The sequence below is a fragment of the Kitasatospora sp. NPDC041917 genome (genome assembly GCF_055589745.1).
In genome coordinates, this window is sequence record NZ_JBVJBI010000016.1 from 153,717 (window position 1) to 168,048 (window position 14,332).

The 14,332-nt window shown below is 74.7% G+C and carries 12 protein-coding genes and 1 riboswitch; of the genes, 3 read left to right on the forward strand and 9 right to left on the reverse strand.

Annotated features, from left to right (window positions below; all coding sequences use genetic code 11):
- Nucleotides 1–4: 4 nt before the first annotated feature.
- The 3 genes from ACZ6EM_RS21200 to ACZ6EM_RS21210 are packed head-to-tail and all read right to left on the reverse strand — an operon-like array spanning nucleotide 5 to nucleotide 2,987.
- Nucleotides 5–874, reverse strand: a complete 870-nt coding sequence (locus tag ACZ6EM_RS21200; RefSeq protein WP_465772990.1) for an ABC transporter ATP-binding protein — start codon at nucleotides 872–874, stop codon at nucleotides 5–7.
- Nucleotides 871–1,992 carry a FecCD family ABC transporter permease gene (locus ACZ6EM_RS21205; protein WP_401052146.1) on the reverse strand — a complete coding sequence of 374 codons (1,122 nt, stop codon included), beginning with the start codon at nucleotides 1,990–1,992 and terminating at the stop codon, nucleotides 871–873. The genes ACZ6EM_RS21200 and ACZ6EM_RS21205 overlap by 4 nt, the downstream gene beginning before the upstream one ends.
- Nucleotides 1,989–2,987, reverse strand: a complete 999-nt coding sequence (locus ACZ6EM_RS21210) for a FecCD family ABC transporter permease (RefSeq protein ID WP_401052148.1) — start codon at nucleotides 2,985–2,987, stop codon at nucleotides 1,989–1,991. The genes ACZ6EM_RS21205 and ACZ6EM_RS21210 overlap by 4 nt, the downstream gene beginning before the upstream one ends.
- Before the next feature lie 90 nt (nucleotides 2,988–3,077).
- Here ACZ6EM_RS21210 and ACZ6EM_RS21215 point away from each other — a divergent pair, with 90 nt between their 5' ends.
- Nucleotides 3,078–4,037, forward strand: coding sequence for an ABC transporter substrate-binding protein (locus tag ACZ6EM_RS21215; RefSeq protein ID WP_401052151.1), 960 nt, complete (start codon nucleotides 3,078–3,080; stop codon nucleotides 4,035–4,037).
- 164 nt (nucleotides 4,038–4,201) lie between these two features.
- Here the strand turns inward: ACZ6EM_RS21215 and ACZ6EM_RS21220 are convergent, their stop codons facing one another.
- Nucleotides 4,202–4,621 (reverse strand): MarR family winged helix-turn-helix transcriptional regulator, encoded by a 420-nt coding sequence (locus ACZ6EM_RS21220; protein ID WP_401052153.1) that lies wholly within the window; start codon nucleotides 4,619–4,621, stop codon nucleotides 4,202–4,204.
- Between the two features lie 69 nt (nucleotides 4,622–4,690).
- Here ACZ6EM_RS21220 and ACZ6EM_RS21225 point away from each other — a divergent pair, with 69 nt between their 5' ends.
- A complete protein-coding gene (locus ACZ6EM_RS21225; RefSeq protein ID WP_465772991.1) occupies nucleotides 4,691–5,542 on the forward strand; it encodes an SDR family oxidoreductase in 852 nt (283 codons plus the stop codon).
- Nucleotides 5,543–5,722: 180 nt separating this feature from the next.
- Here ACZ6EM_RS21225 and metE read toward each other — a convergent pair whose 3' ends face one another.
- Complete coding sequence (metE, locus tag ACZ6EM_RS21230) at nucleotides 5,723–8,038, reverse strand: 5-methyltetrahydropteroyltriglutamate--homocysteine S-methyltransferase (RefSeq protein ID WP_465772992.1); 2,316 nt, start codon at nucleotides 8,036–8,038, stop codon at nucleotides 5,723–5,725.
- A 156-nt stretch (nucleotides 8,039–8,194) separates the two neighbouring features.
- Nucleotides 8,195–8,424, reverse strand: a riboswitch (cobalamin riboswitch).
- Nucleotides 8,425–8,538: 114 nt separating this feature from the next.
- Here metE and cobF point away from each other — a divergent pair.
- Nucleotides 8,539–9,297 carry a precorrin-6A synthase (deacetylating) gene (gene cobF, locus ACZ6EM_RS21235; RefSeq protein WP_465772993.1) on the forward strand — a complete coding sequence of 253 codons (759 nt, stop codon included), beginning with the start codon at nucleotides 8,539–8,541 and terminating at the stop codon, nucleotides 9,295–9,297.
- Nucleotides 9,298–9,596: 299 nt separating this feature from the next.
- On the opposite strand, the gene ACZ6EM_RS21240 is transcribed toward cobF, so the two are convergent.
- The 4 genes from ACZ6EM_RS21240 to ACZ6EM_RS21255 form a co-directional block, all read right to left on the reverse strand.
- A complete protein-coding gene (locus ACZ6EM_RS21240) occupies nucleotides 9,597–10,049 on the reverse strand; it encodes a MarR family winged helix-turn-helix transcriptional regulator (RefSeq protein WP_465772994.1) in 453 nt (150 codons plus the stop codon).
- Nucleotides 10,049–11,512 carry an MFS transporter gene (locus tag ACZ6EM_RS21245; protein ID WP_465772995.1) on the reverse strand — a complete coding sequence of 488 codons (1,464 nt, stop codon included), beginning with the start codon at nucleotides 11,510–11,512 and terminating at the stop codon, nucleotides 10,049–10,051. Before ACZ6EM_RS21245 ends, ACZ6EM_RS21240 begins: the two co-directional genes overlap by 1 nt.
- 152 nt (nucleotides 11,513–11,664) lie before the next feature.
- Nucleotides 11,665–12,021: a zinc ribbon domain-containing protein YjdM gene (locus ACZ6EM_RS21250; RefSeq protein WP_380545188.1), complete on the reverse strand. Its 357-nt coding sequence runs from the start codon at nucleotides 12,019–12,021 to the stop codon at nucleotides 11,665–11,667.
- Between the two features lie 158 nt (nucleotides 12,022–12,179).
- Nucleotides 12,180–14,297 (reverse strand): HelD family protein, encoded by a 2,118-nt coding sequence (locus ACZ6EM_RS21255; RefSeq protein ID WP_465772996.1) that lies wholly within the window; start codon nucleotides 14,295–14,297, stop codon nucleotides 12,180–12,182.
- Between the last annotated feature and the right edge of the window lie 35 nt (nucleotides 14,298–14,332).

A 14,332-nucleotide genomic window follows, 5' to 3' on the forward strand; every position in this document is an offset into this window, starting at 1 on the left:
GGGGTCAGCGGGCCCGGGGGGCGAGACCGACCGGGCAGACCACCGGGGTGCCGTGCACCGGGTCGGTGAGGATCACGCTCTCCACCCCGTACAGCTCGCGCACCAGCTCCGGGGTGACGATGTCGCGCGGCGCGCCCTGGGCGGCCACCTCGCCGTCGCGCATGGCCACCATGTGGTCGGCGTAGCGGCAGGCGGTGCTGAGGTCGTGCAGGACGAGGACGACGGTGCGGCCGCGCCCGGTCGTCAGGCCGCGCACCATCTCCAGCACCTCCAGGGCGTGGCCCATGTCCAGCGCCGAGGTGGGTTCGTCCAGCATCAGGATGTCGGTGTCCTGGGCGACGGCCATGGCGATCCAGGCGCGCTGGCGCTGGCCGCCGGAGAGGGTGTCCAGCGGACGGTCGGCCAGCTCGTGCAGGTCGGCGGCGGTGAGCGCGTGCTCGACCGCCTCGGCGTCGGCGGCGGACCACTGCCGCAGCAGGCCCTGGTGCGGCTGGCGGCCGTAGCGGACCAGGTCACGGACGGTCAGCCCGTCCGGGGCGGTGGCGGACTGCGGCAGCAGGCCGATGATCCGGGCGATCGCGCGGGTGGACAGCGACGTCAGCGGCTTGCCGTCGAGCAGCACGGCGCCGGAGCGCGGGGCGATGGTCCGGGCGAGGCCGCCGAGCAGGGTGGACTTGCCGCAGCCGTTCGGGCCGACGATGACGGTGACCTGCTGCCGCGGCAGTTCGAGGTCGAGCTCGCGGACCACGATGGTGCGGTCGTGGCCGAGGCTGAGCGCGCTGGTCGCCAGCCGGGGCGCTCCGGCGGCGGTCCCGTCGGGCGCGGTGGTCCCGGCGGTCGCGGCGGTCGCGGTGGTCGCGGTACGGGCGGTCATGCGGTCCTCCGGGGACGGGTGGTGAGCAGCAGCCAGAGCAGGTACGGGCCGCCCACGACGGCGGTGACCAGGCCGGCCGGGACCTCGATCGGCGACAGGACGGTGCGGCCGATCAGGTCGGCGAGCAGGGTGAAGGCGGCTCCGGCGGCGGCCGAGGTGAGCACCGGAACGCAGCGCGGTCCGGCGATCCGGCGGGCGGCCTCGGGCGCGGCGAGCGCGATCATGCCGAGCGGTCCGGCGACGGCCACCGCCAGGCCCGCGCAGACCACGGCGACCACCAGGACGCCGACCCGCAGGCCGCGCACCCGGACGCCCAGCCCGGTGGCGACGGCGTCGGAGAAGCGCAGCAGCGACAGCCGGCGGCCGAGCAGCACGGCGGCGGGCAGGCAGGCCAGCAGGCCGAGTCGGAGAAGGCCGACGGCGTCGGCGTCCCGGCTGTTGAGGGTGCCGACCGTCCAGGCGTACGCGGAGTTGGCGGCGTCGATGGCGGCGCGGGAGAGCATCAGGTTGGTCACCGCGCCGAAGACCGCGCCGATGCCGAGGCCGACGACCAGGAAGCGGTAGCCGTTGCGGCCGGCCCCGCCACCGAGGGCGAAGGCGAGCGAGGCGGCGGTGGCGGCGCCCACCAGGGCGGCGGCGGAGGGCAGCAGCTGGGTGGCGACGCCGGTGACGGAGGCGACGGCGAAGGCGGTGGCGCCGTCGTTGAAGCCGACGGTGTCCGGGGTGGCCAGCCGGTTCTGGGCGAGGGTCTGCATCAGGCAGCCCGCGACGCCGAGGGCGGCGCCGACGGCCAGTGCGGCCTCGGCGCGGGGCAGCCGCAGCTTCTCCACCAGCAGCACGTCGCGTGCGGTGCCGTCGCCGAAGGCGGCGCGCAGGGCGGTCACCGGGTCGAGGTTCGTCTCACCGACGGCCAGGCAGACGGCGGTCACCGCGACCACGACGAGCAGCAGGGCGGCGCCGCCGAGCAGCGGCCGGACCGGGACGAGCACCGAGCGGCCGCCGAGGGCGAGCAGCCGGGTGCCGGGCGGGGTCGGCAGCCGGGTCGCGGCCGATGGCGTGTCAGGGCTCGCGGCGTTCTTCGCGGCGGCGGCTTTCGCGGTCTTCACGGTGGGGGTCACAGCGCGGGCATTCTGTGCGAGCGGACGACGGCGACCAGGACGGGGGCGCCGCACAGGGCGGTCATCACGCCGAGCGGCATCTCGTACGGGCGGGCCACCAGCCGGGAGGCCACGTCGGCGAGCAGCACGACGGCGGGCCCCAGCAGGGCGGAGACCACGAGCAGTCGGCGCAGGTCCGGGCCGACCAGGGCCCGGGCGGCGAAGGGCACCACCAGGCCGACGAAGGAGACCGGTCCGGCGATCGCGGTGGCGCCGCCGACCAGCAGGGCGACGGCGGTCACCGCGAGGGCGCGGGCCCGGCGGGGCTTGTGGCCGAGGCCGGTGGCGACGTCGTCGCCGAGGCCGAGCGCGGTCAGCGCCGGGCCGGAGAGCAGGGCCAGGACCAGACCGAGCAGCAGCACCGGCAGCACGGCCAGCAGTTGGTCGGTGCCGCGGCCGGCGACCGAGCCGATGGTCCAGAACCGGATCTCGTCGGCGGCCCGGGCGTCGGACAGCAGCAGGACCGAGGAGCCGGCGTTCATCAGTCCGCTCAGCGCCGCGCCGGCGAGCACCAGGCGGACGGGGTCGTCGCCGGCGCCGCGCAGCCGGGCCGCGCCGAGCGCCAGCAGGCAGCCGGCGGCGGCGCCCAGCACGGCGACGTACGGGCCGACGCTCGCGGCGCTGGCGCCGAGCACGATCGCGATCACCACGGCGAAGGAGGCGCCGGTGCTGACGCCGAGCAGGCCGGGCTCGGCCAGCGGGTTGCGGGCGGCGGCCTGCAGCACGGTGCCGGCCACGCCGAGCGCGAGCCCGACCGCGAGGGCCACGGCGGTCCGCGGGACGCGCAGGTGGAAGACGGTGAACCGGGAGTCGGAGTCGCCGTCACCGAGCAGGGTGGCGAACGCCCGTGACGGCCCCACGTCTCCCGCGCCGAGCAGCAGGCTCGCCAGCACGGCGAGCAGCAGTATCGCGCCGGCGGGCAGCAGTCCGCGCAGCAGGAGTGATCGGAATGTCACACCGGGCCTCCCCGTCAGGGCCTTACGTATGGTTAGGCTAACCTCAGAAAAACGGTTCGTCCGTAAACTACCATTCCTCGGAGAACACCCATGCTTGGCACCCGCTTTACCAAGACCCTGCTCGGAACGGCCGTCGTCGGCGCCCTCGCCCTGGGCCTGACCGCGTGCGGCTCCTCGGGTTCCGGCAGCTCCGCGGGTGGCTCCGACTCCTCCTCCACCGCCGCCAAGGGCGGCAAGCGCAGCATCGACACCGCCTTCGGCGCCGTGGAGGTCCCGGCCGAGGCCAAGAAGGTCGTCGCCCTCAACGACACCTCGCTGGACACCGCCCTCGCACTCGGCGTCACCCCGGTGGGCACCAGCGCCAGCCGCGGCGGCACCACCGCCCCCGCCTACCTGAAGGCCGACGCCGTCCCGCTGGTCGCCACGGTCAAGGAGCCCAACATCGAGGCCATCCTCAAGGCCGGCCCCGACCTCATCCTGGCCTCCTCGGGCATCGAGAAGTCCCAGTACGAGAAGCTCTCCGCGGTGGCCCCGACCATCGTCCCCAAGGCCGGCGACTGGCGCTCGGTGCTCGCCGTGTACGGCGACGCCCTCGGCCACAAGGACGACCTGACCGCCAAGCTGGACGCGCTGGACAAGCGCGCCGCCAAGGCCGGCGAGGGCAAGACCGGCAGCGCCGTCGTGATGCGCTGGATGCCCAACGGGCCGATCGTGATGAACACCACCAACATGCCCGGCGACCTGCTGAAGAAGGCCGGCGCCGGCACCATGCCGATCGCCGACGGCCTGGGCGCCCAGCCCCACTCGGACCCGCTGTCCCTGGAGAACCTCAACAAGGCCGACGCCGACCGGGTGTTCGTCGCCACCCTGAACGCCGAGGGCGAGAAGGCCCTGGAGACCGCCCGCAGGCAGGAGGCGTTCACCCGCCTCAAGGCCGTCGGCACCAACCAGCTCATGGGCGTCGACGGCCAGGTGTGGAGCAGCAGCTCCGGCCCGATCGCGGCGGAGAAGGTCGTCGAGGACATCGAGAAGGCCTTCGGCGCGAAGTAGTCGCCCCGGCCGGGGAATTACCCCCCCCCCCCCGAGCATTCTGAAGGGCCGTCATCGCAGCGCATGCGGTGACGGCCCTTCCGGCTGTTCCTACCGGCGGCGCGGGCGAGCGGCAACGCGTTGTGGACGGCGGACCCCCCGGGCAGTCGCCCGGGGGTCCGCCGTCATGCCTCCAGGACCAGCCGCAGGAGTTCGCGCAGCGACCCGCGCTGCTCGGCGTCGAGCCGGGCCAGCGGGTCGCCGGCGAAGGGCATGCGGGCGCGCAGATCCGCGGCGACCTCGCGGCCGGCGGCGGTGGCGGCGACGTGCTTGACACGACGGTCGGCGGGATCGACGCTGCGCTCGACCAGGCCGCGGGACTCCAGGCGGTCGACGATCACCGTCACATTGGACGGCTCCGCGTGCAGCCGCTCGGCGATCCGACGCGTCGGGACCGGGACCTCGGCGGCGAGCAGCGCCTTGGCCTGCAGCGCGGTCAGGTCGTGGGCCGCCGCGGCCGCCTCGGACTCCCGGCCGTAGCGGCGGTTGACGGCCGCGAAGAGTCCGACGATCTCCTGGGTGAGGTCATCCGGTGGGTGGGACATGGCCACCAGACTATCCAGGTGCTTGACAAAGTGAAATGTCAGCCCACATAGTTATGGATCATATTGGTTATGATCCATAAGCACTGGGAGTCCAGCGAGATGAGCGACCGGACCGTCCTGATCACCGGCACCTCCTCCGGCATCGGCCTGGCCACCGCCGTCGCCGCCGCCCGCGCCGGCTGGCGCGTCATCGCCACCATGCGGAACACCGCCAAGGCCGGCCCGCTGCTGGCGGCCGCCGAGGAAGCCGGGGTCACCGTCGACCTCCGGACGCTCGACGTCACCGACCCCGCGTCGGTCCAGGCCTGCCTGGTCGGCGTCGACCGGCTGGACGCGCTGGTCAACAACGCCGGCGCCGGCCACATCGGCACCCTGGAGCAGGAGAGCGTCGACGACGTCCGCGCCGTCATGGAGGTCAACTTCTTCGGGGTGCTGCACACCACGAAGGCCGCCCTGCCCCTGCTGCGGGCGAGCAAGGGCCGCGTGCTGACCGTGACCAGCGTCGGCGGCGTGGTCGGCCAGCCCTTCAACGAGGCCTACTGCGCCGCCAAGTTCGCGGTCGAGGGCTACATGGAGTCCCTCGCCCCGGTCGCGGCCACCGCCGGCGTCTCCGTCAGCGTCGTCGAGCCGGGCGCGGTGGCCAGCGAGTTCGTCAGCAACGTGGGCCTGACGGACGACGCGGCCGAACAGGCCGGGCCGTACGCCCCGGCCCTGGCCGCCTACCTGGACCGCACCCGCGGCGCCTTCGCCAACGCCCAGGCGGCCGAGGACGTGGCCGCCGGGATCCTCGACCTGCTCGCCGCCGAACGACCCGCCTTCCGGGTGCTCACCTCCGACGTCGCCCGGGCCTTCGCCGGGGTCAAGCTCAAGGACCTCGACGGCTCGGCCGTCCAGGGCCTCACCTCCGGCTGGGTCGCATAGGGCCTGGCCCGCGGATCACCGGGGCACGGGGCCCGCGAGCGGCGCGGTGGCCGGGCCGCCCCCGTCACCGGGCGGCGCGCCCGCGACGCCCTGGTCCGCCCGCCCGCGTCCGCCCAGGGGACCGGCCGGCCGGGGACCGGGGTGGGCGCGGCGGCCTTGCCGCGCCCACCCCGGCCGCCGTCAGCCGGCCAGTTCCTCGCGCAGCAGGCGGGCGGCGCCGACCAGGCTCTCCAGCGAGGCCCGGGTCTCCGTCCAGCCGCGGGTCTTCAGCCCGCAGTCCGGGTTGACCCAGAGCCGCTCCGCCGGGATCGCCGCCAGGCCCGCGCGCAACAACGAGACGGCTTCGTCGGTGCTCGGGACGCGCGGGGAGTGGATGTCCCAGACGCCGGGGCCGACCTCGCGCGGGTAGCCCGCCTCGGCCAGCTCGCCGGCCACCTCCATGCGGGAGCGGGTGGCCTCCAGGGAGATGACGTCGGCGTCGAGTTCGTCGATCGCGGTCATGATCGCGCCGAACTCGGCGTAGCACATGTGGGTGTGGATCTGGGTGTCCGCGCGGACGCCGGAGGTGGCGAGGCGGAAGGCCTCGGTGGCCCAGGCCAGGTACGCCGGGCGGGCGGCGGCCCGCAGCGGGAGGGTCTCGCGCAGCGCCGGCTCGTCGACCTGCACGACGGCGGCGCCGGCCGCCTCCAGGTCGACGACCTCGTCGCGCAGGGCGAGGGCCACCTGCCGGGCGGTGTCGGCGAGCGGCTGGTCGTCGCGGACGAAGGACCAGGCGAGCATGGTGACCGGGCCGGTCAGCATGCCCTTGACCGGGCGGTCGGTCAGGCCCTGCGCGTAGCCGAACCAGTCGGTGGTCATCGGGTGCGGACGGGAGATGTCCCCGGCCAGCACCGGCGGGCGCACGTACCGGGTGCCGTACGACTGGACCCAGCCGTGCCGGGTGGCGAGGTAGCCGGTGAGCTGCTCGGCGAAGTACTGGACCATGTCGTTGCGCTCGGGCTCGCCGTGCACCAGGACGTCCAGCCCGGCCTTCTCCTGGTAGGCGACGACCTCGCGGACCTCCGCCTCCATCCGCTCCCGGTAGGCCGGGGCGTCGATCCGACCCGCCGTCAGATCGGCGCGGGCGGTGCGCAGTTCGGTGGTCTGGGGAAAGGAGCCGATGGTGGTGGTCGGCAACAGCGGCAGCCCGAGCCGGGCGCGCTGGGCCTCGGCCCGCTGCGGGTACGCCTGGGCGCGCCGGGTGTCGTCGGCGGTGACGGCGGCGGCGCGGGCGCGCACCGCCGGGTCGCGGGTGATCGGGGAGTTGGCGCGGGAGGCGAGGTCGGCGCGGTTGGCGGCGAGCTCGGCGGTGATCGCGCCGGTGCCCTCGCGCAGGCCCCGGGCGAGCAGTGCCGCCTCGCCGGCCTTCTGTCGGGCGAAGGCCAGCCAGCGGGCGATCTGCGGGTCGATGTCGCGCTCCGCGGCGGCGTCGATCGGCACGTGCAGCAGCGAGCAGGACGGCGCCACGTCGACGGTGCCGGCGAGGCCGAGCAGGGTCGCCAGGGTCACCAGCGACTTCTCCAGGTCGTTGATCCAGATGTTGCGCCCGTCGATCACCCCCGCCACCAGCCGCTTGCCGGGCAGACCGCCGGCGGCGGCGAGGTCCTCCAGGTTGGCGGCGGCCGGGCCGGTGAAGTCCAGCGCCAGGCCCTCGACCGGGGCCTTGGCCAGCACCGGCAGCGCCTCGCCGAGCCGGTCGAAGTAGCTCGCGACCAGCAGCTTGGGCCGCTCGGTGAGACCGCCCAGCTCGCGGTAGGCGCGGGCGGCCGCGTTGAGCTCGGCCGGGGTGCGGTCCTGCACCAGCGCGGGCTCGTCCAGCTGCACCCACGCGGCGCCGGCGGCACGCAACTCGGCCAGCAGCCGGGCGTAGACGGGCAGCAGCCGGTCCAGCAGGGTGATCGGCTGGAAGTCCGCGCCCACCCCGGGCGCCGGCTTGGCGAGCAGCAGGTAGCTGACCGGCCCGACCAGCACCGGCCGGGCGGCGTGGCCGAGCAGCAGCGCCTCGCGCAGCTCGCCGACCGCCTTGGCCGGGTTCGCGGCGAACACCGTGTCCGGGCCCAACTCCGGCACCAGGTAGTGGTAGTTGGTGTCGAACCACTTGGTCATCTCCAACGGAGCGACGTCCTGGTTGCCGCGCGCCATCGCGAAGTACCCGGCCAGCGGGTCGGCGTCGACCGCCTCCCGGTGCCGCGGCGGGATCGCGCCGACCGCCACGGTGGTGTCCAGCACGTGGTCGTAGAGCGAGAAGTCGCCGGTCGGCACTTCTGCGACCCCCGCCTCGACGAGCTGCGCCCAGTTCGTCCGACGCAGGTCGGCGGCGGTCGCCAGCAGCGCCTCGGCCGCGACCGCGCCCTTCCAGTACCCCTCGATCGCCTTCTTCACTTCACGGCCCCGGCCCTGGCGGGGGTAGCCGTGGGCGGTGGCGACGCTCGCCGCGGCTGCGGACTTCGTGGTCAAGGGACTCTCCTTCGCGAGTCTGGATCCTCAAGTGCCCGGTGACGGCACGAGGACGCGAAGGGATGACGGACCGGACGGACGACCGCACCCGTGCGCGGCTCCGCCCGATATGGTCGCCGACCCGCCCACGAGGTCACCGGATGGCCGCGCGCGAACGCTCGCGCACGGGCAGTGGCAGGTCTTCGGACTCGCGGGCACACCCACCTCGGCCGAAACCGGGGCGGACACCTACTGGCCGTCGCTTCCCAGACCCGTCCCGGGTCCAGTGCGTATGACGGCGGTCGTTCCCACTCACCGCTGCGGGGCAGTCCCGGATTCCCACCGGGTTCCCTCTTGCGACGCGCCTGCCTGGCGGACAGGGCGAACCAGCTGCACCGCCAGCTTAGGGGCAAACCGTCGGCGTCGAGGCGGAAATCCCGCAAGGCGTCCGCGTGGTGAGACGCAGACTCCGCGCCCGGCCCCGGGCGGCGCACCCGGGGGCGGACGGCAGAATGTCTCCCATGCGGCACATCTTCGTCATCGGCATCGGCGCGGGCGACCCCGACCACCTCACCCTGCAGGCGATCAAGGCGATCGGTCGCACCGACGTCTTCTTCATCCTCGACAAGAGCGAGGAACGGCAGGACCTGATCGGGCTGCGTCGCCGGATGCTGGCCGACCACGGACGGCCCGGGCACCGCGTGGTCGAGGCGCCGGACGCCGAACGGGACCGCGCCACCTCCGCGTACGCGGCCGCCGTGGACGACTGGCGCGTCCGCCGCGCCGATCTGGTCGAACGGCTGGTCGCCGAGCACCTCGGCCCGGGCGAGAACGGCGCCTTCCTGGTCTGGGGCGACCCCGCCCTCTACGACAGCGTCATCGCCGTGGTGGACGACGTGTCGAACCGGGGCGGCGTGCCCTTCGCGTACGAGGTGGTCCCGGGCATCAGCAGCGTCTCCGCGCTCGCCGCCCGGCACCGCACCACGCTGACCCGGGTCGGCCGGCCGGTGCAGATCACCACCGGCCGCCGCCTCGCCGAGGGGTTCCCCGAGGGGGTGGACGACGTGGTGGTGATGCTCGACGGCCGGGCCGCCTTCGCCGGGATCGACCCCGAGGGGCTGGAGATCCACTACGGCGCCTACCTCGGCACCCCCGACGAGGTGCTCGTCTCCGGTCCGCTCGCCGAGGCCGCCCCGCGCATCCGCGAGCTGCGTGAGCGGGCCCGGGAGCGCAAGGGCTGGATCATGGACACCTACCTGCTGCGACGCTCGGACGGCTGACCCGACGCCTGCCCGACGCCTGACGGACGCCCGGATCGCCGGGCGTCGCCGACGGCGATGGCGATGGCGATGGCGGAACAGTTCCCGAACAGCCCGCACGATCGGCGTGCGGGCCTGCGAAGAACGGCGATTGACGGACCATCAAGGGCAGTGGGCCCCGGCGGTCGGCAGCACGGCAGCGGAACGGGAACAGCGGCCCGGACTCATGCATGCTGTCTCCGTCCTCGCGGAAAACACGGATCACCCGCGGCCGGTGTCCCGACTCCCGGATCCACGCCCGCCGCGTCGGGCGGCAGCCCTCAGTCCAGGAGCTTCGCCATCACCCGGTCGAGCGCGCGGAGGTCCTCCGGCGGCAGCGCGAGCAGCGCGTCCGGCGGCGTGGCGAGGATCCCGGTGGCGAGCGCGGCCTTGGCCTCGCCCTCCTCGGTGAGGTGGACCAGCTTGGAGCGCCGGTCCGCCGGGTTGGTGATGCGCTCGGCGAGCCCGCGCCGCACCAGGTCGTCCACGATGACGCTGGTGTACGGCGGGTCGGCGGTCAGCCGCTCGGCCAGCTCCCGCAGGGTGATCGGGCCGGCGGCGAGCCGGCGCAGCGCCCTGACCCGGCTGAAGCTCATGCCGAGGGCTTCGGCGACGGTCCTGCGGCGGTCGTGGCGCTCCAGCACGAGCGCGTACATCCCCTGCCAGACCCGGGCCGCCGTCGCGGCGTCCGTCCCGCTCCCCTCCGGGTGCCCACCGGTGTCGAGGCGCTCCATCAGGCGTCCACCGTCTCCTTCGTCTCCGTGCTTCCCTCGGTCGCCTCCTCGGCGGCGAGCCGCCGCGCCGTGCGCTCGGCCGTCGCCCGGGCCCAGCGGCCGGAAGTGAGCGTACCGGTGACCAGCACGGCGGCGCCGCAGCCGGCGATGATCCACCATGCCGTCCGGGCCGCCCCGATGAAGGCCGCCGGGTCCGCGAGGGCGCTGCCGGCCATCAGGGCGCCGGTGACCGCGACGCCCAGGGACTGGCCGACCTGTCGGCTGGTGGAGGCCACCGCCGCCGCCACCCCGGCCTGCGAGCGGGGCATCCCGGAGACGGCGGTGTTGGTGATGGGCGCGTTGACCAGGCCGAAGCCCGTGCCGAAGAGCAGGAAGGCGAGGACCAGCAGCCAGGCCGGCAGGTGCTCGGAGTAGCCGACCGCCTGGAGCACGGCGCTCGCGGTCAGCGCCGCCCCGGCCAGCAGCAGCGGCGTGCGCGGCCCCCGGGCGGCCACCATCCGGCCGGACAGCGGCGCGGTGAGCAGCGACATGACCGCCATCGGCAGCATGAACAGTCCGGCGTGCAGCGGGTCGAGCCCGCGGACGTCCTGGAGGTACAGGGAGGTGAGGAAGAGGAAGCCGCCGAGGCCGGCGAAGGCGGCGACCGCGATGACGGTGGCGCCGGAGAAGGGCGCGGAGCGGAAGAACCGCAGGTCGATCAGCGGGTCGGTGCGCCGGGGTTCGTACCGCAGCAGGCCCAGCAGCGCGCCCAGGGAGGCCGCCGTGCAGCCGAGCACCACGGGCGAGGTCCAGCCGCGCTCCGGTGACTCGATGATCGCGTAGGTGAGGGCGGCGAGCACGACGACGACCAGCAGCTGGCCGACCGGGTCCACCCGGCGGGTGCGGGCCGCCCGCGACTCCGGCACGTAGCGGGTGGTGAGGAAGAGGGCGGCCAGGCCGATCGGGACGTTGATCCAGAAGATCGCCCGCCAGCCGGCCGACTCCACCAGCGCCCCGCCGATGATCGGCCCGGCGGCCATGCTGATGCCCACCACGCCGCTCCAGACGCCGATCGCCCGGGCGCGCTGCCGGGAGTCGGTGAAGGTGTTGCTGATGATCGACATGGCGACGGGGTTGAGCATCGATCCGCCGACCGCCTGGAGCATCCGCGCGGCGATCAGCCAGCCGAGCCCGGGGGCCAGGCTGCACAGCAGGGAGGCCGCGGTGAACACCACCAGTCCGATCCGGAACACCCGGCGGCGGCCGATCCGGTCGGCGGTCGAGCCGGAGAGCATCAGCAGGCTCGCCAGCACCAGGGTGTAGGCGTCGACCGTCCACTGCAGGCCGGACACCGTGGTGTCCAGGTCACGCCGGACGGCGGGCAGGGCCACGTTCAGGATGGTGTTGTCGAGGCTGACGATCAGCAGGCTCATGCAGCAGATGGCGAGCACGAGCCAGGGCCGCGGTCGAGCGGCATCGGGCATGGCGAACGCTCCAGAGTTATTTGTGTTGTTGTAATCATTGTGATGCTACAACTAATCCGGGCGGCGGCTCCACCCCCGACCGGCCCCGGACAGCGCAACGGCCGCGCCCCGCCGATCTCCTCGACGGGGCGCGGCCGCTGGGGGCCCGCGGATCAGGCCTTCTTGACCACGCCGGACTTGAGCTGCATGGCACCGAAGCCCTCGATGCGGCAGTCGATGTCGTGCCCGTCGACGCCGTCCACCAGGCGGATGTTGCGGACCTTGGTGCCGGCCTTGATGCCGGAGACGCTGCCCTTGACCTTCAGCGCCTTGACCACCGTCACGGTGTCGCCGTCGCTCAGCACGTTGCCGACGGCGTCCTTGATCACGCGCTCACCGGCCGGCGCGCCGGCCTGGTCGCCGCCGCCGGGCACCCACTCGTGGGCGCACTCGGGGCAGACCATGAGGGCGTTCATCTCATAGGTGTACTCACTGGAGCACTGCGGACACGGGGGAAGGTTGTCGCTCATGTGTTCAGGATATCCAGCTGTTCGGAGCTGATCCGGGCACGAGTGAGGAGGTCAGCGGGGGTGCCGGCACCGGTCGGCCGCCGCTTCCGGTGGGCACGGGGTCATGCCCGGCGGCCGCACCCGCCCGGCCTTCCCCACCCGCCTCCGCCGCCGGGCCGTCACCCGCCCAGCGGCGCGGGCAGCGGACGGGAGTGCAGGACGTCCAGCCGGGAGACCGCCCGCGTCACCACCACGTACAGCCGGTGCAGGCCGCGCGCCTCGGCCTCCACGATGGCGGCCGGCTCCAGCACCACCACGTGGTCGTACTCCAGCCCCTTCACCAGCGAGGCCGGCAGCACCGTCACCCGCGCCGTGGTGCCGACCTGTTCGGCCGCCCCGGTCGGGATCCCCGCCGCGAGCAGCGCCTCGGCGGCCTCCGCCACCGCGCCGTCCGCCGCGATCACCGCGATCGAGCCCTCGCGCTCCAGCGCGGCCCGCACCGCCGCGACCACCGCTCCGCCCAGGCCGCCCCCGGCCACCCGCCGCACCGTCAGCTCCCCGTCCTGCCGCAGCGACACGGCCGGCGGCACGTCCACGTCCAGCGCGCCCAGCAGGGTGTTGGCGAGGGCCGTCACGGCGGCCGGGACCCGGAAGCCGGTGGTCAGCGGCACCACCGCGGCCTGCGGCTTGCCCAGGTGGGCGAGCTGCTCGGGCCAGCTGCGGGCGGCCCACGGGGCGGTGGCCTGGGCGAGGTCGCCGAGAACGGTCAGGGAGCCGAAGGCGCTGCGGCGGGCGATCGCCCGGCACTGCATCGGGGAGAGGTCCTGGGCCTCGTCCACCACGACGTGGCCGAAGCCGGCCGGGCGCTCGATCAGGCCGGCCACCTCGTCCAGCAGCATCAGGTCGTGCTCGGACCACGTGGCGCTCTTCTCCGAGCGCGGCGGCCGGCGCCACAGGATCGCCGCCTGCTCCTCGGGGCCGAGCACCCCCTCGGCGGCCTCGGCCAGCAGGGCGGGGTCGCTCAGCAGCGCGGCGACCACGGCCTCCGGGCGCAGATTCGGCCAGGCGGCCTCCAGGAAGGCGGCCACCGGCCCGCAGCGGCCGATCTTCCGCGACCAGGCGCCGGACCGGACGCCGGTCCGCCGCTCGGCCTGGTCCTGGAGCATCGCCACCACCCGGGTGCGCAGGCTCTCCCGGCCGATCGCGTACGGCGGCGCCTGCTCGCGCAGTTCGGCGACCGTCCGCTCCAGCCGCTCCGGGGGCACCCGCCACCGGTAGGAGCCGTCCGGTACGACCAGCGGCTCCGGGCCCGTCGCCCGGATGCGGCCGTACAGCGCCCGGCGCAGCACCGTCGCCATCCGCGCGTCCTGCTTGACCGCGGCGGCCCGCTCGTCGTCCACGGCGGCGACCGGCCGGGTGGCGACCAGGTCCTCGACGGTGCGCTGGGTGACGTCGATCTCGCCGAGCGCGGGGAGCACCTCGGCGATGTAGCGCAGGAAGGTCCGGTTGGGGCCGATGACCAGCAGGCCGCCGCGCTGGATCCGCTGCGGGAAGCTGTACAGCAGGTACGCGGCGCGGTGCAGCCCGACCGCGGTCTTGCCGCTGCCGGGCGCGCCCTGCACGCAGACCGACTCGCTCAGCTCGCCCCGCACCAGCACGTCCTGTTCGGGCTGGATGGTGGCGACGATGTCCCGCATCGGGCCGGTGCGGGGCCGCTCGATCTCGGCGGCCAGAATGCCGCCGGCACCGCCCTCGCCACCGTCCGCCGCACCGTCACCCGCCGCGTCGCCGTCCGCCGGGCCGTGCCCGCCGTCCGCGCCGAGGGGTTCGTCCTCCAGCCCGGTCAGCTCCTCCGGCGCGCCCAGGCTCCACGGCGCCCAGCCGAACCGGCGGCGCCGCGCGAGCCCGAGCGGGGCGTGGGCGCTCGCCTGGTAGAACGCCCGGGAGACCGGGGCCCGCCAGTCGACCACCAGCGGCGGCACCGTCGGATCCTCGGAGATCCGCCGGCGGCCCACGTAGTAGCGCTGTCGCCGGTGGTCCCCGGCCTCCGCGGTGTCGGCGAAGTCGAGGCGGCCGAAGAAGGACGGGCTCTCCGGCAGCTCCGTCATCCGCTTGGCGCGGGTGCGCAGGTACCGGCCGAGCGCCTCCGCGCTGGCACCGTCGCCGGAGACGTCCTCCGCGGCGACGACCTGGTGGCCCGCGTCCTCGACCTGCCGGGCCGTCGCGACCCGGCAGACCTCGACGTAGGCCCGCTCCCGTTCCAGTTCGCCGTCCAGGTTCCGGATTTCCGAGGTCATCGTTCGCGCCCCTTCCCGCACAACGGGCTCATCTG